Origin of the sequence: Sporosarcina oncorhynchi, assembly GCF_033304615.1 — a bacterium.
GTDB lineage: Bacteria > Bacillota > Bacilli > Bacillales_A > Planococcaceae > Sporosarcina > Sporosarcina oncorhynchi.
Genome location: NZ_CP129118.1, coordinates 1,213,521 through 1,236,432, shown reverse-complemented (window position 1 = coordinate 1,236,432; position 22,912 = coordinate 1,213,521). Strand labels below are relative to the sequence as shown.

The window sequence follows — 22,912 nt, the reverse complement described above, 5'->3', positions numbered from 1 at the left end:
CTCGCGAATACACGGTTTGGGTATACCGCCCACAATTCCGGCGGAGTCCCATAGTCCATTCGATTAAGAAGAGCACAGGGCACCGGAACGTTCAGAAATACGGCCAATAACCTGTAACAAACAGCTATCATGCAATTTCCTTTAGGAACGTAGCAATTCCGAGGGACTGGTGCCCGTAATCCGGACAATAAAAAAGGTAGACAAATATGAAATTTGTCTACCCGCTTATGTGTACGTACATAAATGTACGGCACGTTCACTAATGTGTGCTTACCTATCAACAACTTGATGCGTCGAATAGGTGAGAAGCGGGCAGCTCCTTCTTGTACCACAAACTGTATTCATTAACCTTTATAACTTTACCATCTTCATCACCTTTTGTCAACGGTTATTATTTTGCACTGTTAACAATGGATGCTTTATTGAACTTCATTTATGTTCGATGTCTTCACGAATCACTTTCAAGAACTCATCAAATGACATAACTTCAGACTTCTGTTCCCCATATTTACGGACGTTTACTTCACCGGATTCAACTTCTTTATCGCCAAGAACGAGCATGTAAGGTACTTTTTGAACTTGTGCTTCGCGGATTTTATAACCGATTTTCTCATCTCGGCTATCAAGATCGACACGGAATCCTTCAGCTACAAGTTTTTCACGTACTTCATCCGCATAGTCAAAATGCACAGATGGAGAGACTGGGATTACTTCTACTTGTACTGGTGCGAGCCATGTCGGGAATGCACCCTTGTATTCTTCAATCAGGAATGCAACAAAACGTTCCATCGTCGAAACGACTCCTCGGTGGATGACAACTGGTCGGTGCTGCTTCCCGTCTTCACCGATATATGTGAGGTCAAAGCGTTCCGGTAATAGGAAGTCGAGTTGAACTGTGGATAACGTCTCTTCCATCCCAATTGCAGTTTTCACTTGGACATCCAGTTTCGGTCCGTAGAACGCAGCTTCACCGTCAGCCTCTGTATATGGAAGTGCAAGTTCATCCATCGTCTCCTTCAACATCTTTTGAGCACGTTCCCACATTTGATCGTCGTCAAAATACTTTTCAGTATCCTCTGGGTCACGATAAGACAGGCGGAACGAGTAATCTGTGATATCAAAGTCTTTATAGACATCGATGATCAACTGAACAACTTTCTTAAACTCGTCCTTGATTTGATCGGGTCTTACGAATAGGTGTGCATCATTCAACGTCATTCCGCGTACCCGTTGCAAACCTGATAGTGCGCCTGACATTTCATAACGGTGCATCGTTCCGAGCTCAGCAATACGCAACGGTAAGTTACGATAGGAGTGGATACCGTTTTTATAAATCATCATATGGTGCGGACAGTTCATCGGACGCAAGACAAGGTCTTCATTATCCATGCTCATGACAGGGAACATGCCGTCCTGGTAATGCCCCCAGTGTCCGGATGTTTCGTATAAAGCTTTACTGCCAAGCACAGGTGTATACACATGATCGTAGCCAAGTTTAATTTCTTTATCAACAATATATCTTTCAATGATACGACGGATTGTTGCGCCTTTTGGCAACCATAAAGGAAGTCCTTGACCAACTTTTTGGGAGTTTGTGAATAAATTCAATTCTTTCCCGATTTTCCGGTGATCACGTTCTTTCGCTTCTTCCAACATTTGAAGATGTTCTTTCAATTCCTCTTTTTTGAAGAAAGCTGTTCCGTAAATACGCTGAAGCATTTTATTTTTCGAGTCACCGCGCCAGTATGCCCCTGCGATGCTTAGCAATTTAAACTCTTTTAGCTTGCCAGTAGATGGCACGTGGACACCACGGCAAAGATCGAAAAACTCACCTTGCTCGTAAATGGACACTTGCTCTCCTTGAGGAATTGCTTCCAATAATTCGATTTTATAGCCATCATCGATTTCTTTAAAACGTTTTTCTGCTTCATCCCGAGAAACATCGTGACGGACAATCGGTAAGTTTTCACCAATAATGCGCTTCATCTCTTTCTCAAGTTCAGGCAGATCTTCTGCTGTGATTGGCGTAGGTGAATCGATATCATAATAGAAACCGTTATCGATTGTTGGACCTATCCCCAGCTTTGCATCCGGGAACTTCCGCTTGACAGCCTGAGCGAGCAAGTGCGCTGTACTGTGGCGCAGAATATCTAATGCTTCAGCTGATTGCGGTGTAATGATGGAAAAATCTCCGCCCTCTTCAAGCGGGGATTTCAAGTCGATCAGCTGATCGCCGACCTTACCGGCCAATGCACTTTTACGCAATCCAGGACTAATTGAACCTGCCACATCTTCCGTTGTTGTGCCCTTCGAAAACTCTTTTATCGCACCATCTGGGAATTTCAGTTGAATATTTTCAGACATATCAAACACTCCTCTTCCTATTTTTTCGTACAAAAAAAGCCCCATCCCTGTAAAAGGGACGAAGCTATCGCTCGTGGTTCCACCCTTCTTCCTTCCTCAATTCGGATAAATTCCGAAATAAGGAGCTCTGAAACGGCTAACGGGCCGGGTCCGTCATCAGTTACTCAAAAAGTTCACTGATGCTGTTCCAAGGTGGTAAACCGATCATCTCAAACTGCAGGGCTTCCAGCCAAACGACCCTGTTCTCTGGTAGTGGATGAACCGATTGTTGTCCTCTTCAATACATTTAAATATAATATTCATTAGTATAAAGAATGGGTACATAAATTGCAAGAGAAGAATTCAGATTATGTATTTCTCCGATTCTTCCCTTTCAATTGCACAGGCTTACTAATCATTTTAATTCGTTCCATTATCCTCTGCGCTTTGACAGCTTCCTTCTCGCCGCGTTGCGTATATGTCAAATGATGTTCCAACTCGTCATGATTGAGGTTCGACGTGAAGAAAGTCGGTAGTTTTTCAGCCATACGGTATTGCAAAATCGTTCCGATCACTTCATCACGTGCCCAGGTAGATATCGACTCGGCACCGAAATCATCCAACATAAGGACAGTTGCTTTTTTGACGAAGTCGATTTTCTCGTTCATTGTCTGATCTTGGATTGACTGCTTGATTTCTCTTAAAAACTCAGGGACATAGACAATAACCGTACGAATGCGTCTGTTTGCAAGCTCGTTAGCCAATGCGCCAAGCACATACGATTTACCGGTACCAAACGGCCCGTGAATGTATAAACCCCGCTCAGGCAATTTACCCGTGCTGCTCAATTCATCCATAAACTTCCAGGCTTCCCCGACAACAATAATCCTGCTTGAATCATGCTCCAAGTCAACATCGGGAAGGCGAGCTTCCATAACATCTTTTGGCATATACATACTGTCAATCATATTTGTAATATTGCGTCGTTCATCGTCAATAAGCTTATTTGGACATTTTATGTAATCGATATCGATGAACCCATGTGCAAGAACGAGCTTGGGCTCGAAACCTTTCATCACATTTATACAGCCGTCAATGTTCGGGCATTTGTCGCATTTATGTGAAGCAGAAACATATTCGAACAGTTTCCCAAGGCTTTTTTCAACGACGGATTTGTCGATTTCACTGGAATGCTCCTGGATGAATTCCTGGACTCCCTTTGACTCCATCACTTCATTGCGAACTTGTTCATACCTGGCGGCCAGATCCGAAGAATTAATGACGCGCTTCAATGTATTTCCAATCCGTTCCATCTTATTTTCCCTCCATTCTCATGGCATCCAGCTTCGCTTGTAATTCACGACGTTTTTCATCAATGGCGGGATCAGTTTCCGCTTTGGCTGTTTTCTGCTCCTCAGGCTTGTTAAACCACTCCGGTACTTTTTCTTCTCTGACCGGCTTACGTCCAGTGGATTTTTGGCTGCCTTCCTTTTGCCATTTGATGTATTGATCATGCTCTTTACGGGAGATTTCCATCGCTTGCTTTGCCGTTTCAATCTTTTTATTCGCCCAGTGGGAGGCGATTCGTTCTGCATAATTCTTCGTTATCTTCCCGTCATTGCGGATAATTACATAATGCAGTAGTACATTCACAACACCTACTGTGAATCCATGTACAGTCACAAGCCTTTCCGCTAGCTGAACATCTACAGGTAGCGGTTCGTTTCCTGTATAGTCTCTCAACATATCACGCGGCGATGTCTGTTCCATATAGACGAGCAGTTCATCTTCCCTCGTTACGGGTTCTGGCATGACTGGTTTCTCTTCCATCTTGAATGCCTTTTTAAGTGAAGGGACATTTTGTGAAATATTCATCTTATAAAAATCAACTGCAGATTTGCGCAGCCGCTCCTCAGGCAATTTCAGGTTTTCATCCAGCGCCATCATGATGACTTTCTGCATATCAATTGGTGTTAGTGAATATAAGAAGGCAAGTTTCTCAATCAGTTGCTTGGATACGGATGTGAGTGCTGAACTCGGAACCATTTGCTCAGACAAACCTGCACGTAGCAAATTGAAGTCAAAATCAGCATACGCAAACGGCAGCCCAGACGACTCATTCCTGCTTTCAATCGATCTGTTCTCGTCATCAATTTGTGAAATGTTGGAACGTACCGGCTTATATACATCAAGGAATGTCCTCGACACTTCTTCAAATTGACCATCCAATGAATCATCAACCAAATAGCGTGACCTCAATCCCCGATAAGCCTGTTCACCAATTTTGCTGAATAAGAACGTTGACAACAAAGGGTCTTCGAAGAAGCTTTTCGCATCCATTGGAGGCAACAACTCATACAGGAAGGAACGATCTTGCACATTCTTTTTAGAATAAGTGCGCAGTAGTCCAATCGCTTCAAGTGAAATCCTTGCTTCGAATACTTGCCCTAAAGGCATTGATAATAAATTCATCAAATAGTAATGATTGTATTCGTCCTCTTTCTCCCGTTCTGCATCAGCCCACAGAGACATGAAGAGACTCATTGCATCAGGACCAATTAGCGGCTGGTAGAATAATGTGAGGAGCTGCCTGTCATAATTCGAAAACGGGTGCGCCATCTTTATTTTGAATGTATCTACTGGTTGCAATTCTTGGTACAACAATGGTCAGTACTCCTCCTTTAGTTCTTATCAGCTTCAATCTTGGTCCTTCTTTGTTTGAAGTTTCTTGAGTTCATCTATAAATACAGTGATGTCTTTATATTGGCGATAAACGGATGCAAACCGCACATAAGCGACTTCATCGATATCAGCCAATTTCTCCATCACCATCTCACCCACATCATCTGAATTAATCTCTACCGTTCCAGAGCTTCTCAATTCTTTTTCGATGAAATACACAATGTTTTTCAACGCTTCTAATTCAACCGGACGCTTTTCACAAGCCCGGATAAGCCCTCTTAATAATTTCTCATTGCTGAATTCTTCCCGGGTGCCATCTTTTTTAACGACAATAAGCGGCATTTCTTCCACTTTCTCAAATGTCGTGAATCGGAATGCACATTTCTCACATTCCCGGCGTCGCCTGATGGATCGATTCTCTTCAGCCGGTCTTGAATCGACGACACGGGTGCCATTGTAATGACAAGCTGGACATATCATTTTAGGTTCCTCCGTATTTCCGTATAGTATCTTGATTATAACAGATGTTTATCAAAATACTTATAAGTGTTCATACACAATTCAACACGAATGCAAATTACTACGAACGATTCGAAAGGCAATGGTATGAAAAACAAAAATGGCCATGCAAGTTATTGAACTAAACTTGCACAGCCATTTATAATGATTTAGGAATTCACTCTTGCTTGCAATGCTTTGCCGACTTTCTTTGTCAATTCAACAACTCTCGCTGAATAGCCCCACTCGTTGTCGTACCATGCAAGAACCTTCACTTTACGATCACCCATTACCATTGTCGTAAGACCGTCAATTGTTGCGGATTCTTTAGTCGTGTTGAAGTCGATGGAAACTAGTGGCTCAGTCGTGAATCGCATGATTCCTTTAAGAGAACTTTCAGCGGCCTTCTTAAAAGCATCATTCACTTCGTCTACCGTTACGTCTTGTTTCACATCGACAACTAGATCGACAAGAGAAACGTTTGGCGTTGGTACGCGTAGCGCCATTCCGTGTATTTTCCCTTCAAGTTCTGGCAAGACGAGTGATAAAGCTTTTGCAGCGCCTGTTGAAGTAGGAATAATCGATTGCGCACAAGCACGTGCTCTACGAAGATCTTTATGGGGATTATCCAAGTTTTTTTGATCATTCGTATATGCGTGAACAGTTGTCATAAGGCCATTTTCAATGCCGAATGAATCATTCAGTACTTTCACTACCGGTGCAAGACAGTTAGTTGTGCAACTTGCGTTCGAAATGACATCATGTTTATCAATATCCAATTTTTCATCATTGACACCAAGAACGATTGTAACGTCTTCGTTTTTACCTGGTGCAGTCAAAATTACTTTCTTTGCGCCAGCTTCCAGATGAAGCGCAGCTTTATCGCGTGCATTGAAAACCCCTGTCGCTTCGATAACAACATCGACACCGAGCTTCTCCCAAGGTAATTTCGATGGATCGCGTTCCATAAGCAATTCGACACGCTTACCATTCACTACAAGAGCATTCTCCTCCACAACGACCTCTCCGTCAAACACTCCATGATTTGTGTCATACTTAATCAAATGTGCTAACGTTTCAGCGGGATACGTTGCGTTCACTGCCACCACTTTCACATCTTCCTCCATAATAATCTGGCGGAAAACCATGCGTCCGATGCGTCCAAACCCGTTAATCGCTATAGAAGTAGTCATGAAATAAATCCTCCTGAATAATGTTATACTTTTTATATTTTATCCGTTAATTAGTATAGCACATATTGTTTATGTAAAAAGAGTTTGCGTACAAAATGCCAAAGTTCCACTTTTCAGAGTTTACATTATAATTCAGCATGCCAATCTAACAGAATGGCATCGAGCTGTTTTTCCGTATCTTTCAATGTACCATTATTATGAATGATAGCATCCGCATCTTTTTCCTTTTCACTAACGGGTAGCTGGGAAGTAATTCGAGCCCGCGCTTCTTTTTCAGTCAGACTGTTTCTTTCCATTAGCCGAGATAGTTGGATTTCAGGCTTCGCCGATACAACGACAATCCGATCGACATATGATTGTAGTCTACTTTCGAATAGCAATGGAATATCCATAATAACTGTTTTTGCACCCTTTTCAATCCAATACTCCTTTTGTCTGACCATCTCTGCACGCACAGCAGGATGGATAATCCCATTCAGTGTCTCTCGCTCGGCTTCGTTAGTAAATATGTGTGCACCTAACTTCTCGCGGTTCAACGTGCCATCCGTCCGTAACATGTCCGCACCGAAAGAGGCAGCGATATGTGCCAGAACAGCACTCCCTGGTTCTACTACTAACCGAGAAATTTCATCTGCATCGACAATTGGATAGCCTCTTTCTTTAAACATTTTCGAAACCGTGCTCTTACCGGTTGCGATACTTCCCGTTAAGCCAATGATCATTCAGGGCACCTTCCTTACTTTTGACATTGCGGGCAATATACAGATGTCCTGCCCGCAATTTTCATCGTTTTTGTTTCTCGTCCACACGTTGGACAATACTTCTTTCCATACATTTTTAATCGGGTCTGCATTGTCCCTGCTTCACCATTTATATTACGGTAATCAGAAATGGAACTGCCTCCCGCATTAATGCTTTCAAGTAGCACATCAACAATAGTTTGGAAGAGCTCGCGCTTTCTTTTTTCGCTTATCCTACCAGCAGCTCTAGCCGGATGGATGTCCATCCGAAACAGCGCTTCTGTCGCATAAATATTCCCGCATCCAGAAATGATCTGGCCATCCATAATCACTTCTTTGATTGCTTTACGGGCGTATTTTGGTTGTATTGCTATTTCGATAAAATGCTCTTCGGCTTCAGGGTCAAACGGCTCAGGCGCCATCTTCAGCAATGGTAAATAATCACTTTCTTCTACTAGAAGCCGTAACTCTCCGAATCTGCGTATATCTGAATAGACAAGTAGGCCGCCGTCCTCCATCGTCAACACGATATGGATATGATCTTTAAACCGTTTTTCTGTCACTTCATCTACTGAATCTACGACAAACCATGCGCCCGTCATCCCGAGATGACTGACGAGCAAATAGGTATGTCCTGCTTTTTCCATATGAAAATAAATATATTTACTTCTTCTCGTAACATCTTGAATGGACATTCCAGGCAACTTATCGGTCAAATCTTCCAAGGCGATTCCTTTGATAATCGCTTCTTTTCCGAGTTCTTTCGAATTCCTGACCACATTGGAAATGTATACTTTCTCAATGGTTCTGCCTGATGCGGCCGGTGCTAATTCCCTCACGACCCCTTCCACTTCAGGTAGTTCTGGCATGACAATTCCTCATTTCGTTTCGTACCAGGATAGTCCGTAAGCAGACTCGACTTTTAATGGGACATCTAGCTCCAATGCCGCTTCCATTACCTCGGGTACGATTTTATTCAGCATTGCGATTTCATGTTCTGGCGCTTCGAAAATCAGCTCATCATGTACTTGTAAGAGCATTTTTGCTTCCATCTTTTCAGCCTTCAGACGGGCGTCCATATCAATCATCGCTTTTTTGATAATATCTGCTGCTGTTCCTTGTATCGGTGTGTTCATCGCAGTTCTTTCAGCAAAGCTCCGTAAATTGAAATTGGAGCTTGTAATTTCCGGTAAATATCTTCTTCTGTTCATCATCGTCACAACATAGCCTTTTAACTTCGCATCCGCGACGATATCTTCCATATATTGTTTGACGCCCGGGAATGTAGCCAAGTACGTATCGATGAATTTCTGTGCTTCTTTGCGTGTGATATTCAGACTTTGAGAAAGACCATAGTCACTGATTCCGTAAACGATACCAAAATTGACCGCTTTAGCAGTGCGTCGCATATCAGAGGAGACACTGTCTTTATCTACGCCAAAAACGTCCATTGCCGTTTTTGTATGGATGTCTTCATCATCACGAAATGCTGCTATCATTTTTTCATCCTGGGACATATGTGCCAGCACGCGCAATTCGATTTGTGAATAGTCAGCTGCATACATAATCCATCCCGGTTCAGAAGGCACGAATGCAGCACGTATCTTGCGTCCTTCTTCGAGTCTTATCGGGATATTCTGTAAGTTGGGATTGATAGAACTTAATCTGCCTGTCTGAGTCAATGCTTGCTGGAAACGTGTATGAATTTTACCGTCTGAGTGGATTTCCTTCGATAATCCTTCAATATACGTTGAGTTTAACTTTCCGAGTTGTCGATATGTCAAGATGAAACTAATAATTTCATGCTCACTTTCAAGTTTCTCCAATACGTCCGCAGCTGTGGAATAACCTGTTTTCGTCTTTTTGATCGGTGTCAGTCCGATTTTCTCAAATAGGATTTCTCCTAGCTGTTTCGGCGAATTAATATTGAAAGTCTGACCTGCCATTTCATAGATGATTGATTCGAGCTCTGCAAGCCTCGTGGACAGTTCAAGGCCGATTTGCTGCAAAATACCGAGGTCTGTTTTGACACCCGTCGATTCCATTTTGCCGAGAATTTTCGCAAGTGGCATTTCAAGTTCGTGATACAGTTCAAACTGTTCGTTTTCACGGAGCTTTTTCTCCATGATCGGTTTTAGCTTCCAGACAGCTTGTGCTTTCCGACCTGCATGATCCGCAAGAATACGCTCTTCAGGCAGTTTCTTCTTTGCCCCTTTTCCGTAAATCGTTTCATCACTCTCGATGGCAGAATATCCGAATTCCTTAGCAACAGACGCTACATCCGTGTAAGAGGAAGAAGGACTGGCGATATACGTGGCAAGCAACAAATCGAAATCGAAATTATTCACTTCAATTCCATATCTCATAAGGGCAGCATAAGCAGCTTTAGAATCTGTCGTGTACTTTTTCGTATTCGTATTCCCAAACCATTCTTTCAACTTGGCTGATTGTTTCACCTGTTCAATCGGTATATAGATAATCGATTCGCCATCCGTCATGCTGATTCCTGTAATGTCTGATGCCAAATAGTTCTCATCGTACATTTCAATATGGAATGCCATTGCGTCAGCCAGATGTAAACTTTCCGTATCCTGTTCAATACGCACATCGATTTTCTCGACAGGAACGTCAACTTCATCTGCAGAAGACATCTTTTCAAGCAGTGTCTTGAATTTCAATTCTTCGTAAAGCGACTTCACGGTTTCTTCGTCCGGTCCCTTATATTGCAAATCATCGATCGTAATCGTAACAGGTGCTTCGACTTCGATTGTGGCGAGCTTCTTGCTCATGAAAGCCTGGTCTTCATTGAGGGTTAAATTCTCTTTTAATTTCTTTCCGGAAATCAAATCGAGCGATTCGTATACTTTTTCTACCGAGCCGTATTCTTTCAGTAATTTGAGCGCAGTCTTCTCACCAACACCCGGAACGCCCGGTATGTTGTCGGAAGCATCACCCATCAAACCTTTCATATCGATGATTTGAATTGGTGTAATCCCGTATTTCTCCATTACATGGGCGGGCGTATATACTTCAAGGTCTGTAATCCCTTTTCGCGTAATACAGACGGTCGTATGCTCACTTGCAAGTTGTGTCAGGTCCTTGTCGCCGGATATGACGACAACTTCAACACCTTTTGCATCGCCCGCTTTACTTAACGTTCCAATAATGTCATCCGCTTCGTATTGGTCGAGTTCATATTGTGTAATTTGAAAAGCATCCAGTAATTTGCGCATATACGGGAATTGTTCAGACAGTTCAGGTGGAGTCTTCTGTCTGCCGCCTTTGTATTCGCCAAAAGTCGAATGGCGGAAGGTTGTCTTCCCCGCATCCCAGGCAACGAGCATATGTGTCGGCTTTTCTTCATTCAGAATATTTTGGAGCATCATCGTGAAACCGTAAATTGCATTCGTATGGATACCGCTATCATTCGTTAATAATGGCAAAGCAAAAAATGCACGGTATGCTAAACTGTTGCCGTCTAAAAGTACAATTTTCTCTTTTGACAAAACCGAACCACTCCTTAAAATAAGCTATACGTATTTACATATAAAAACGTCATCTCCATCCATCTTACCACGTAGGCAAGTTGAATAGAAATGACGTCACTCCATCACTCTAAGTATCCTGTCAGTACTTTCGCATATGGCGAATCGGCCGGCATGATGATGACTGTGTCGTCACCGATCGTTTTCGAATAAGACTGTAATGTCCTGTACAGATTATAAAATTCAGGATCTTTCGAGAACGCATTATTATATATTTTAGCTGCCTCTGCTTCTCCTTCTGCATGGACAACCGCCGCGTCCTTTTTAGCTTTAGCTAGCATTTCCTGAACTTCTCTATCTGTATTCGCTTCAATTCTTTTTTTATCAGCATCACCTTCAGATAAATACGTTTGTGCAGTTGAATCACGTTCAGAAATCATCCGTGTATAGATTGAATGTTCGTTTTCCTCCGGCAAATCAATCCGTTTCATCCTTACATCAATCACTTCGATGCCAAAATTCCCTTCATCAAGGAATTCATTCACTTTTGCGGTAACGCGATCATTCAAACTACCTCGTGAAGAGTTCTCGTCATTCACGACATCGACATATTCCAACTGACCCATCTCGTTACGGATAACAGAGTAAATGAATTCTTCCATTCTAGATTCGGCATTAATAATATTTCTCGCGTTCGAAATCATTTTGCGGGCATCGGTTATTTTCCATACTGCATAATTGTCGATGATAATCCGTTTCTTGTCTTTCGTATTAATCTCAGCTTCTGATACATTATACGTCATCTGGTTTTTAGGCAAACTCGTGACAGACTGAATGAAAGGAATTTTCATGTTCAATCCCGGCTCATCGATAATGCGGGTGATTTCACCGAACTGTCGGACGACACGATATTCATTTTCTTTAACAACAAATGTATTGGCTAGAATGATGACTGCTATGGCAAATACAACTGTCAACATGATTGCAGTTCTAATGTATTTCTTCATGTTAAATGGACGTTTCGGCGTGACAACTTTAGCTCCACTTCCGGCAGTCTTCTGTTTAGCGCGTTGACGCTCCATGAATTTTTCTTCTATGCTTTTAAATGGATTATTTTCATTGGCCATTAGTTGCCTCCCCCTTCCGTCTTACCCTCAACAGGCGGAGGTGTACTGTTCTCCAACTGGTTTAGTGGCAAGTATTTCAATGTCTCACCATTATCATTCATAATGTAGATCTTCGCTTTCGGCAATATCTGTTCGAGTGTTTCAATGATAAGCCGTTGTCGCGTAATCGATTCGTTCTTTTCATATTCTGCATGCAAATCATTAAACAAGGCAACATCACCAAGTGCTTGTTCAATCCTTGCCGTTTTTTGACCTAAAGCCCTAGATAGAAGAGCATCCTTCTCACCGACAGCTTCACTTGTACGCTGGTTCTTGTATTTATTCGCTTCATTGATTTTCGTTTGTTTTTTTCACGCGCATCTGTCACAGCTGTAAATGCTGCACGGACTTCAGCGTTAGGTAACTCGACATCTTGTAATTTGACACCTTGAATGCCAATCCCAATATCATACGTTTCAACAAGAGTCGTTAGGAGCTCACGTGCTTTTGCTTCAATTTCCGCTTTACCATCCGTCAAAGCTGAATCGATTTTCGAGCTCCCGATAACAGAACGAATCGATGCAGATGTTGCGTCATGTAAAATTTCCTTAGGGTCTTGTGAATTGAATAAATACTTTTGTGGATCAATGATTTTCCATTGGACTATTAGATCAGCGATGACGATATATTCATCGCCTGTAATCATCTTCGTTTCCTTATCATAAGACACTAAATCACCACTAGCATCTTGCTTATAACCAAATTGAAGACTGAATGTCTCTTTTGAAAGTTTTTCGACATGCTGGATCGGCCAAGGCATTTTGAAATGCAACCCCGATTCCGTAATTGCCGTATCCGCTTTACCAAATGTGATGACGACAGCTTGTTCCGATTCATCAATCGTATACCAGGTCGTGAAGGCGATGATCAGCAGAATAATTCCCGCAATGACCATTCCTGCAGCTACCGATGCTCGGCGTGTACTCATAATTGTAGTTCCCCCTTATTTTATGTATCTATACGTTATACGGACTTCTTCCAGATAAGTTTCAAAAACTATGAATCGGGAAATTTTAAATTTGGCGATTAGGCAGAAATAATGTAAATTTCGTCCCGATATCTTTCTCACTTTCAACTTTAACGGTGCCACCATGTGCTTCGATAAGATGCTTAACGATAGCAAGCCCGAGTCCCGTCCCCCCCGAGTCCCTGCTTCGTGCTCGATCCACTCTGTAAAAACGTTCAAACAATCTTGGAAGCTCCGTAGAATCAATCCCGATTCCTTCGTCTTCTACAACAATCGTCGCCCCTTTAGAAGATACGATCGTAGCGATTCTAATTGTCGTTTCCGCTTTAGAATAATTGATGGCATTTGTTAAAACATTCACCATCACTTGGATAAGCCGATCCGGATCAGCTTGCACAGTTTCTGTACTATCCACTTCACCGATGATGTGCATACGTTTTTTATCAAGTGCGCCCGACACAATTTTTTTCGCATCACTAATGATAGACGATAAAGATACTTCCCTTATATGAAGTTGGAATCCTTCCTGTTCAATGCCCGAAAGTTCCAGTAAATCATCGACGAGCAGATGAAGCCGATCGCTCTCCTTTTGAATGATTTCTAAAAAGTCTCTTAGAATTTGCGGGTCTTCCATTGCACCGTCCAACAATGTTTCCGAGAAACCTTTTATAGAAGTGATAGGCGTTCGCAATTCATGAGATACATTCGCAACAAAGTCTTTGCGGACTTCTTCCAGTCGGATTAATTTCGTAATATCGTGGAAGACGACTATAATCCCAAGCCAGTTTCCATGTCGACCGATGACAGGTGCACCATAGACACTCACATATGACTGCCTGATGCGTATTTGACATTCGTGCACATGTTCGGTTAGGAAAACATCTTCAATGAGACGTTCAATCCCATTCGGTAAACCGATTTCTTTGAAAGTTTTACCAACAAGTTCATCACGCTTATATCCGAAAGTCTTTTCAAAAACGCCATTCACGAGATTTACAGATCCTTCTCTGCCAAACATGAGTAGTCCACTACCCATGCTTTCGATTAATGTTTTCAGTCGTTCCTTCTCCATAGCACGCAAAATCGATTTCTCTTGCAGATTTCTTGCAATCTGATTAACAGCAATCGCAAGCTCATTGCTATGTCTATCATCTATCGGAGTACGTGCAAGATTATCTCCTTTTGAAATCATTTGCGCAGTGTGCGTCACCTGGTCAATCGACTTCGTATACTGACGTATGACGCGCATACCAATAAATAGTGTTAGAAGAAATGACAATGGAAGGATAAACAATAAATAATAATAAAATTTCAGTTGGACTTGTTTCGTAATTTCATTGTCAATCAAATGGAAAAACTGGCCAAGGACAATGCCCAGACCAGCAAGAAGGATGACGAGTATCGTTGCAAATGCGATTGATAATCTAGAATAAAGACTTTTCATGTCAACTTTTCTCCTCGAATTTATAGCCGATTCCTCTAACTGTCTTAATGTAGTCCGGTTTACGGGTATTTTCTTCAATCTTTTCCCGCAAGTGGCTGACATGGACGTCGACAATGCGTGTATCCCCCGCAAAATCGTAATTCCATACTGCACTTAAAAGCTGATCTCTCGTCAATACACGATTCTTATTCTGCATGAAGTAAACAAGCAGTTCGAATTCTTTCGGTGTGAAATCAAGCGATTCCCCTTTGAAGCGCACTTCGTACTGTTCAGGGTGCACAGTGAGGAGGCCAGATGTAAGCACTTGACCATTCATAGTTGCATTGTCAACACGGTCACCAGTGCGGCGGAGCACTGCTTTAACACGGGCTATCACTTCCCGAGGACTAAACGGCTTGGTCATATAATCATCCGCACCGATTTCAAGTCCAATCACCTTATCCGTCTCTTCACCTTTTGCCGTCAGCATGATAATCGGTGTGTTGATATTTCGCTGCCTGAGGAGTTTGCATACTTCCACTCCGTCCATGATAGGCAACATTAGATCAAGCAAAATCAGATCCGGATTATCACTTTCAACGATACGAATCGCCTCTTCACCATCTGCAGCCATAATAGTCTCATAGTTCGATTGTTTTAAATTATAATCTAGTAACGTCCGAATTGGCTGTTCGTCATCAACGATTAAGATTTTAATGTTCGTTCACCCATTTCCCCAATTATCTCTTTAGAAGTTATCCATTGCATGAGATGTCAGTTGTTCATTGACAGCAGGAGGCACGACTGTGACAGTACCCGAGATGACTGTCTTTCCAGCTTCGTTTTCTGCTTCAATCATGATGATAATCGATTTGTTTTCCTTTTCCACCCGAATCACTTCAAATTGAAAGTTGATTGTCTCGTAATGATGAACGTGGTTTGGGAATAGTAGATGTTGTTCTGTTACATGTGAACCTGGTCCAGGAAGGTATTTAGAAATTGCCGAAATGACGATGCCTGTCAGCATAATTGCAGGAACAATCGGTTTCTCATAATCCGTCTGAGAAGCATAATCATGCTGGATATAAAGCGGATTGGAATCATTCGTTAGACCAAGATAAAGAAGCAGATCCTTGTCCTCGATTTTTTCAGTGAGCTTCAGTTTTTCCCCAACTGCAATTTTATCGATTTCACGACCAAGTTTTCTTTTTTTGCCTAATATCAACTTTTTTCCTCCTTTATTCTTTCAGGTGAAAATTCTTATTATAGAAAGTGTATCAATATTCATATTAAAAGAGCAAGCGACTTGGCTATTCAATTCATGGAAAAACCCGGTCAGCAACAGCCTTCCGGGTTAACTATTTATCGTTATTCTAATATATTCATGACAGCTTTTACAGATTCCGCAGATTTGGCCAAACCGGCTTTTTCATCATCATGCAGTTCAAGTTCGATAATTCTTTCGATACCACCAGCACCTAGCACGGTTGGAACGCCTAAGTAAATGCCATCCATTCCATATTCACCTTCAAGGTATGCGATGGAGGGCAGGACACGCTTTTGGTCTTTTAGAATCGCTTCTGCCATTTCTACAAGAGATGCCGCAGGTGCATAGTAAGCCGATCCATTTCCAAGGAGATTGACAATCTCCGCACCGCCTTTTCGTGTTCTTTCCACAATCTCTTCCATTCTTGCAGAATCGATTAATGATTCCAGCGGCACACCGCCAGCAGTGGAATATCGAACAAGTGGCACCATGTCGTCGCCATGTCCACCGAGAACAAATCCAGTCACATCTTTGACGGACAAGTTAAGTTCCTGAGCCACAAATGTACGGAACCTAGCCGTATCTAATACGCCCGATTGGCCGATGACCCGTTCTTTTGGAAAACCGGATTCTTTATAGACTGTATAGGTCATTGCGTCAACTGGGTTTGTTAAAACCAGAATTGTTGTATGTGGTGAATAGTTTACGATAGCTGCTGTCACGGCTTTCATGACTTTTTGGTTTGTCTGCACAAGATCATCACGGCTCATGCCGGGTTTACGGGCGATTCCCGCTGTTATGATAACAATATCGGAGTCTTGCGTGTCTGCATAATCGGAAGTGCCGATAATGTTGGCATCGAATCCGAGTACCGGTCCTGCTTCGAGCATATCAAGTGCTTTTCCTTTTGTCGGATTTTCCATTTGAGGGATATCAACAAGCACTACGTCACATAATTCTTTTTGAGCGAGTAGAAAAGCAGTGGTGGCACCTGTAAAACCTGAACCGATTACCGAGACTTTTTTACGTTTCATTGTCATAGAAACCTCTCCTTTGTCGTTTCAAATAGATTATAAGGGTCTAGCCCTTTCCACAATCAAGTCTATCATAGATAGTTGGAGAAGTCGTTTCGAAGACCACTGTGGAAGCAAAAGCACTGTAACGAGGGAAATCGTTTCATTTACAAAATAACAGCATAAAAAAACTCCCCCACTGAAATTCAGAGGGAGAGTTTTTTGTTAAATTAAAGGTTTTTGATCAATTCATCCGCAAATTCAGATGCTTTTACTTCTGTTGCTCCATCCATTAGACGAGCAAAGTCGTATGTTACAACTTTAGATGCAATTGTCTTTTCGATAGATGCAGTAATCATAGCCGCTGCTTCGTTCCAACCCATGTGCTCAAGCATCATAACACCAGATAGCAATACAGATGAAGGGTTGACTTTATCAAGACCAGCATATTTAGGTGCTGTTCCGTGAGTCGCTTCGAAGATTGCGTGTCCAGTCAAGTAGTTGATGTTCGCTCCTGGTGCGATACCAATACCGCCGACTTGTGCAGCAAGTGCATCGGAAATATAGTCTCCGTTCAAGTTCATTGTTGCTACAACATCAAACTCTTTCGGGCGTGTCAAGATCTGTTGAAGGAAGATATCCGCAATGGAATCTTTTACGATGATTTTGCCAGCTGCTTCAGCGTCTGCTTGTGCTTTGTTAGCTGCATCTGTACCTTCAGCTTCTTTAATCTGATCGTATTGGTTCCATGTGAATACTTTATCGCCAAACTCCTGCTCAGCCACTTCGTAGCCCCAGTTTTTGAATGCTCCTTCAGTGAACTTCATGATGTTCCCTTTGTGAACAAGTGTCAATGATTTACGGCCTTCTTTGATTGCATAGTTAAGCGCGCCACGTACTAGACGCTTTGTTCCCTCTTCTGAAATCGGCTTAATACCAATACCTGAAGTTTCAGGGAAGCGAATGTTTTTGACATTCATTTCATTTTGAAGGAAGTCGATTACTTTCTTCGCTTCGTCAGTTCCTTCTTTGTACTCGATACCAGCGTAGATATCTTCAGTGTTTTCACGGAAGATGACCATGTCGCAGTCTTCAGGACGTTTAACAGGTGAAGGAACACCTTCGAAGTAACGTACTGGACGCAGGCAAGTGTAAAGATCCAATTCTTGACGAAGTGCAACGTTCAATGAACGGAAGCCTCCACCGATTGGTGTCGTCAATGGACCTTTGATAGCGATTAGATATTCATCGATTGTGTCAAGCGTTTCCTGTGGAAGCCATTCGCCTGTTTCGTTGAATGCCTTTTCTCCAGCAAGCACTTCTTTCCATTCGATTTTCTTTTTGCCATCATACGCTTTTTCAACTGCTGCTTCTAATACACGGGAAGCTGCATGCCAAATATCAGGACCTGTTCCGTCACCGATAATGAAAGGGATTGTTGCTTCATCTGGAACGTTCAATACACCATTGGATACTGTAATTTTAGCCATTTTTTAATTTCCTCCATTTCAATATGAGAGGGCCGGTATACGAGATACCGCCCCGGATCGCCTGTAATTAAACTACAAAAGTTTAATTCGACAATTTTATCGTTCTTCGATTGGAACATACTTTTGCATATCTGGTCCGATATACTCTGCGCGTGGACGGATTAATCTGTTGTTGGAGTATTGCTCCAAGATATGTGCCACCCAGCCTGAGATTCGGGATACTGCAAAAATAGGTGTGAATAAATCATGATCGATATCAAGTGAATGATATACCGAAGCTGAATAGAAATCAACGTTTGGAGGAAGATTCTTTTCCCCAGTAACGATCGATTCAATTTTCTCGGACATATTGTAATACTTTTCTTCTCCGCGAAGTGAAGTCAATTTCTTAGACATTTCACGAAGATGCTTTGCACGTGGATCACCTTTACGGTAAACGCGGTGACCAAAGCCCATGATTTTTTCTTTGTTATCAAGCTTTTCTCTGATGTACGATTCAACTTTCTCTTCGGAACCGATTTCCATCAACATCTTCATAACTTGCTCATTCGCCCCACCGTGAAGTGGCCCTTTAAGAGCACCGATAGCTGCAGTCACACCTGAATACATATCGGAAAGAGTAGCAACACATACGCGGGCAGTGAATGTCGAAGCATTCAGCTCATGATCTGCGTGAAGCACAAGTGCTTTATTAAATGCTTCAATAGCGATGTCTTGTGGTTCTTCACCAGTTAACATGTAAAGGAAATTAGCCGCATAGCCAAGGTCTGTTTTAGGTGCAACAGGTTCTTGTCCTTTACGGATGCGAGAGAATGCTGTGACAATTGTAGCGATTTTCGCTTGAAGCTCGATCGCCTTCTGATAATTGGCTTCGTCTGACATATCTTCTGCACTTTCATCGTATAATCCTAGAAGAGAAATCGCTGTGCGCAATGCTGCCATCGGATGCACATCATTAATAGGATACGTTTTGAAATGATCTAGTACAGGCTGTGGAATTGCCATATTGTCCGCCAATTGTTGCTTGAGTTCAGCCAGTTCGGCAGACTTCGGCAGACGTTGGTGCCATAAAAGATAAACAACTTCCTCAAAACTTGCATTCTCTGCAAGATCATCGATATCGTAACCGACGTATGTAAGGGTGTCATCAATAATGGAACTGATTGCTGACTGAGTCGCTACAATTCCTTCCAATCCTTTTGCTGCTGTCATATGAATCGCTCCTTAACTGTATTTCGTCCTTATATCTACAAAATCTTGTAAATGAGGACAAATCTACTTGTGATAATATTTCGGTGTATAACGCTTACAAAGACCATTATAAGCAAATATTACAGTTTTGTGAATGGAAACGCTTGTTTTCATCATAAAAAAAGTTGAAAAGGATGAAACTTTGTTAAAAAAACACGTCCAACAAGAGCCTTTCCGACAATTTTCCTTAAATTGGTTGCCTGCTCTGCTGGCCATAATTTTCATTTATTTTGTTCCACCGGTCGGTATTGCAATCATCGTCGCCTATTTTACCGCTCCCATTTTGACAGCACTCCGAACCGTTAGTCGGTTGCCACTGACAATCGCTACAATTTTCGTCATGCTTTCCATCATTTTTATCGCAAGTACTTTTTTATTTATCGCACTACATGGACTAATGGATACGATTCCACTTGTTGAAACACAGTTGGCCCACTATACAAAAAGCACCAATTCCACAGGCAAAATCTTTGTTTTTCTCGATGAAAAGTTCATTGAATATGGACATGCGTTACTTGAATATGCGATCAGTTTCACAACGACTCTGTTCCAGAAAATTTTCAGCTTGTTCATTTTTATCGTCGCTTACTTTTTCGCGTTGCGTGAATCAGGGAAAAATCGTTTTTGGTTCCTGATCTATTTTCCGGCAAGCATGAAAAAACCAGCAAAAAGAATTTTTACGAAGTCTGGTGAATTGATTGGTACTTTCTTTTTCGTCGAAGCACGTCTGTTTTTACTTACATTTATCGTTCTGTCTATCGGTTTCACAATTTTAGGATTCAATTCACCTATTGGAAGTGCGTTCCTTGTATCACTCATTGACAGTCTCCCACTTTTTGGAATCGGCTTGTTTCTCATTCCAATGGCTATTTTCTATCTCTATTCAAAACAGTTGTTTGTCGGCATTTCTTTAATCCTTCTTTATATATTCGTCATCACGACAAGGCAGATGGCAGAATCCTATATGTGGGCATCTGCCTTCCGCGTCAAGCCCATCCATGCCTTCTTCATAACGGTTTGTTCATTCTACCTATTCGGTTTACCCGGGATTTTGTTGACTCCCTTTCTGTTGTTCGCTGCTTTAAAGCTTAAGAAACATCCCTCTTTTACCGGATGACAATTTGGCCTTTTTTCATCTTCCGGTAAAGCCACGCAACAATCAACGGGCGTAGTAGTTTTCGTGGACCTTTGAACAATAAAAGCACGCCAGCAATGTCCGTGATGAATCCCGGCATAATGAGCAGGATGCCTCCGAAAAAGATACAGACACCGTCAATGATTGCATTCCCCGGAGTTTCCATCGTTGCCATCCTTGTACGGAGTTCAGTCCATGCTTTAAGTCCTTGGCGTTTTGCCAAGTATGCCCCTCCAATTCCGGTGATGATAATTAGCAGGATTGTCGGAAAAATCCCGATTGCACTTCCCGAATATAGCAATAGTGCTATTTCAGCAATCGGGACGAAAACAAATGCAAGTATAAGCCATTTCATATAATTCAACTCCAGTTCTCCGGAATGTTCATCCATCTTTTGTTTGATAGGATGGCTACATTCCAACATTGGTGAAAAGGCCGCTTTCAGTAAATCGAAAGGCGGCCATTTTAATATATCAGTTATAGAACTCTTGCATGTCCATTATAGATGACACCGGACTCAGCATCCATTGTAATCTCTTTTCCGCTGATGATTGTTTCAGTTGCATTCGGTACACCGACAATGACCGGTATGCCAAGACTCAATCCGACAACAGCAGCATGGCTTGTTAGACCACCTTCTTCAGTGATGAGGCCCGCACATTTCTCGATGGCAGGCATCATATCACGATCAGAAGAATACGTTACCAATATTTTCCCTGTAACATCATGCGCCAAAGCCTCTTCTGCACTATGAGCGATAATCGCTTGGCCAAAAGCAACAGATTTACCGATTCCTTGCCCTTTCGCAAGCATATCGCCGATGACATGAATCTTCATCAAGTTCGTTGTACCCGCTTCTCCGACAGGAACTCCAGCAGTGATGATGACAACATCACCATGAGTGACATATTGATGTTTTACGCTTTCTTCAACGGATTCCTGTAAGATTTCATCAATTGAATTAACACGCGTTCCGATGATCGGATAAATTCCCCAAACTAATGACAACCTCCTTGAGATAATCTCAGAGGAAGTAATCGCGATAATTGGACAGCCCGGACGGTATTTCGCAATCATTTTTGCAGTGTGCCCGCTTTCAGTAGGAGCAAGTACAGCTTTTACATTCAAGTTGATGGCCGTATAAGCTGCCGCTTGTCCGATTGCTTCTGTCATATTGCCCTGTTTTTCTTTGCGTCGAGTCGACACGACTGAGCGGTAATCTACAGCACTTTCAGCAGTTTGCGCGATGCGATCCATTGTACGCACCGATTCAACAGGATAAAGACCTGCAGCCGTTTCTCCAGATAACATGATGGCATCAGACCCGTCCAAGATGGCATTTGCAACATCACTCGCTTCAGCTCTTGTAGGACGAGGATTACGTTGCATTGAGTCAAGCATCTGAGTAGCTGTGATGACCGGCTTACCAACCTGGTTGCATTTTTTAATCATCATTTTCTGAACAAGCGGCACTTCTTCTGCAGGAATCTCTACTCCAAGATCTCCACGTGCAACCATCAAACCATCCGATACATTAATGATTTCATCCAGGTTGTCGACACCTTCCTGATTTTCAATCTTTGGAATGATATGAATGTGTCCTCCATTGTTTGATTCAAGCAATTCACGGATTTCCATCACATCAGATGAGCGGCGGACAAATGACGCTGCGATGAAATCAACACCTTCTTGAATACCGAACAGAATATCTTCTTTATCTTTTTCAGTTATACCTGGTAGTTGAACTGAAACGCCTGGCACATTGACCCCTTTTTTATTCTTCAGGGTACCTGAATTGACAACAAGGGTGTGAATGAGTCCTTTTTCAACGTCTAGCCCTACAACTTCAAGCTGGATAAGACCATCATCCAATAATATGACGGATCCTTTTTGAACATCTTCAATCAGTTTCTCATAGGTGACAGAAAAAGCTTCGTTATCGCCTTCCACTTCTGTCATCGAAATATCGATATGTTGTCCAGTGATAAGTTCGATGCTGCCGCCTTTCATCGAATGGGTACGTATTTCAGGACCTTTCGTATCAAGAAGAATACCGACGACTTTGCCAGTTTTATTAGATACTTCTCTAATGGTTTCAATTCTAGCCCGATGTTCATCGTGAGAACCGTGAGAGAAATTCAGTCTAGCGACGTTCATTCCAGCCTCCATCAATTGTTCCAGCAATTCCGGGGTTTCGCTGGCTGGACCAATGGTACATACTATTTTAGTCTTCCTCATTATAAAACGTCCTTTCATCCA

Annotated in this window: 18 protein-coding genes, 1 pseudogene and 1 other annotated feature; of the genes and pseudogenes, 1 reads left to right on the top strand and 18 read right to left on the bottom strand. The window is 42.3% G+C overall.

The window, feature by feature from the left end; all coding sequences use genetic code 11:
- Positions 1-429: 429 nt before the first annotated feature.
- From thrS to citZ, 16 genes and pseudogenes are all read right to left on the bottom strand, one after another.
- Complete coding sequence (thrS, locus tag QWT69_RS05760; protein ID WP_317969859.1) at positions 430-2,364, bottom strand: threonine--tRNA ligase; 1,935 nt, start codon at positions 2,362-2,364, stop codon at positions 430-432.
- A gap of 51 nt (positions 2,365-2,415) precedes the next feature.
- Positions 2,416-2,654: a binding site (T-box leader), on the bottom strand.
- A 57-nt stretch (positions 2,655-2,711) separates the two neighbouring features.
- Positions 2,712-3,656 (bottom strand): primosomal protein DnaI, encoded by a 945-nt coding sequence (gene dnaI, locus QWT69_RS05755; protein WP_317969858.1) that lies wholly within the window; start codon positions 3,654-3,656, stop codon positions 2,712-2,714.
- A gap of 1 nt (position 3,657) precedes the next feature.
- Positions 3,658-5,007 carry a replication initiation and membrane attachment family protein gene (locus QWT69_RS05750; RefSeq protein ID WP_317969857.1) on the bottom strand — a complete coding sequence of 450 codons (1,350 nt, stop codon included), beginning with the start codon at positions 5,005-5,007 and terminating at the stop codon, positions 3,658-3,660.
- Positions 5,008-5,040: 33 nt separating this feature from the next.
- Positions 5,041-5,505: a transcriptional regulator NrdR gene (gene nrdR, locus QWT69_RS05745; RefSeq protein WP_317969856.1), complete on the bottom strand. Its 465-nt coding sequence runs from the start codon at positions 5,503-5,505 to the stop codon at positions 5,041-5,043.
- A gap of 188 nt (positions 5,506-5,693) precedes the next feature.
- On the bottom strand, positions 5,694-6,716 hold the full coding sequence (locus QWT69_RS05740; protein ID WP_317969854.1) for a glyceraldehyde-3-phosphate dehydrogenase: 1,023 nt from the start codon (positions 6,714-6,716) through the stop codon (positions 5,694-5,696).
- 125 nt (positions 6,717-6,841) lie between these two features.
- Positions 6,842-7,438 (bottom strand): dephospho-CoA kinase, encoded by a 597-nt coding sequence (gene coaE, locus QWT69_RS05735; protein ID WP_317969852.1) that lies wholly within the window; start codon positions 7,436-7,438, stop codon positions 6,842-6,844.
- A 14-nt stretch (positions 7,439-7,452) separates the two neighbouring features.
- On the bottom strand, positions 7,453-8,325 hold the full coding sequence (gene mutM, locus QWT69_RS05730) for a bifunctional DNA-formamidopyrimidine glycosylase/DNA-(apurinic or apyrimidinic site) lyase (RefSeq protein WP_317969850.1): 873 nt from the start codon (positions 8,323-8,325) through the stop codon (positions 7,453-7,455).
- A 9-nt stretch (positions 8,326-8,334) separates the two neighbouring features.
- Positions 8,335-10,962, bottom strand: coding sequence for a DNA polymerase I (polA, locus tag QWT69_RS05725; RefSeq protein ID WP_317969849.1), 2,628 nt, complete (start codon positions 10,960-10,962; stop codon positions 8,335-8,337).
- A gap of 104 nt (positions 10,963-11,066) precedes the next feature.
- Positions 11,067-12,068, bottom strand: coding sequence for a protease modulator HflC (gene hflC / locus QWT69_RS05720; RefSeq protein WP_431312318.1), 1,002 nt, complete (start codon positions 12,066-12,068; stop codon positions 11,067-11,069).
- Positions 12,068-13,035: pseudogene (gene hflK / locus QWT69_RS05715) on the bottom strand (FtsH protease activity modulator HflK). Before hflK ends, hflC begins: the two are co-directional and overlap by 1 nt.
- Before the next feature lie 85 nt (positions 13,036-13,120).
- Positions 13,121-14,518 carry a two-component system histidine kinase PnpS gene (pnpS, locus tag QWT69_RS05710; RefSeq protein WP_317969848.1) on the bottom strand — a complete coding sequence of 466 codons (1,398 nt, stop codon included), beginning with the start codon at positions 14,516-14,518 and terminating at the stop codon, positions 13,121-13,123.
- A gap of 1 nt (position 14,519) precedes the next feature.
- Complete coding sequence (locus QWT69_RS05705; RefSeq protein WP_317970941.1) at positions 14,520-15,215, bottom strand: response regulator transcription factor; 696 nt, start codon at positions 15,213-15,215, stop codon at positions 14,520-14,522.
- A 30-nt stretch (positions 15,216-15,245) separates the two neighbouring features.
- Complete coding sequence (locus QWT69_RS05700) at positions 15,246-15,719, bottom strand: MaoC/PaaZ C-terminal domain-containing protein (protein WP_317970939.1); 474 nt, start codon at positions 15,717-15,719, stop codon at positions 15,246-15,248.
- A 146-nt stretch (positions 15,720-15,865) separates the two neighbouring features.
- Positions 15,866-16,804, bottom strand: coding sequence for a malate dehydrogenase (gene mdh, locus QWT69_RS05695; RefSeq protein WP_317969846.1), 939 nt, complete (start codon positions 16,802-16,804; stop codon positions 15,866-15,868).
- A gap of 203 nt (positions 16,805-17,007) precedes the next feature.
- The gene (gene icd, locus QWT69_RS05690) at positions 17,008-18,267 is read right to left on the bottom strand and encodes an NADP-dependent isocitrate dehydrogenase (RefSeq protein WP_317969843.1); all 1,260 of its coding nucleotides are present in this window, start codon (positions 18,265-18,267) and stop codon (positions 17,008-17,010) included.
- 96 nt (positions 18,268-18,363) lie between these two features.
- Positions 18,364-19,479, bottom strand: a complete 1,116-nt coding sequence (citZ, locus tag QWT69_RS05685) for a citrate synthase (protein WP_317969841.1) — start codon at positions 19,477-19,479, stop codon at positions 18,364-18,366.
- 181 nt (positions 19,480-19,660) lie between these two features.
- On the opposite strand from citZ, the gene QWT69_RS05680 reads away from it, so the two are divergent.
- Positions 19,661-20,635 (top strand): AI-2E family transporter, encoded by a 975-nt coding sequence (locus QWT69_RS05680; RefSeq protein WP_317969839.1) that lies wholly within the window; start codon positions 19,661-19,663, stop codon positions 20,633-20,635.
- On the opposite strand, the gene QWT69_RS05675 is transcribed toward QWT69_RS05680, so the two are convergent.
- Together QWT69_RS05675 and pyk are read right to left on the bottom strand one after the other, a co-directional pair.
- Entirely contained in the window at positions 20,625-21,008 is a 384-nt protein-coding gene (locus QWT69_RS05675) for an FxsA family protein (RefSeq protein ID WP_317969837.1), read from the bottom strand. The genes QWT69_RS05680 and QWT69_RS05675 overlap by 11 nt on opposite strands.
- A gap of 122 nt (positions 21,009-21,130) precedes the next feature.
- Complete coding sequence (gene pyk, locus QWT69_RS05670; RefSeq protein ID WP_317969835.1) at positions 21,131-22,891, bottom strand: pyruvate kinase; 1,761 nt, start codon at positions 22,889-22,891, stop codon at positions 21,131-21,133.
- Positions 22,892-22,912 lie beyond the last annotated feature (21 nt).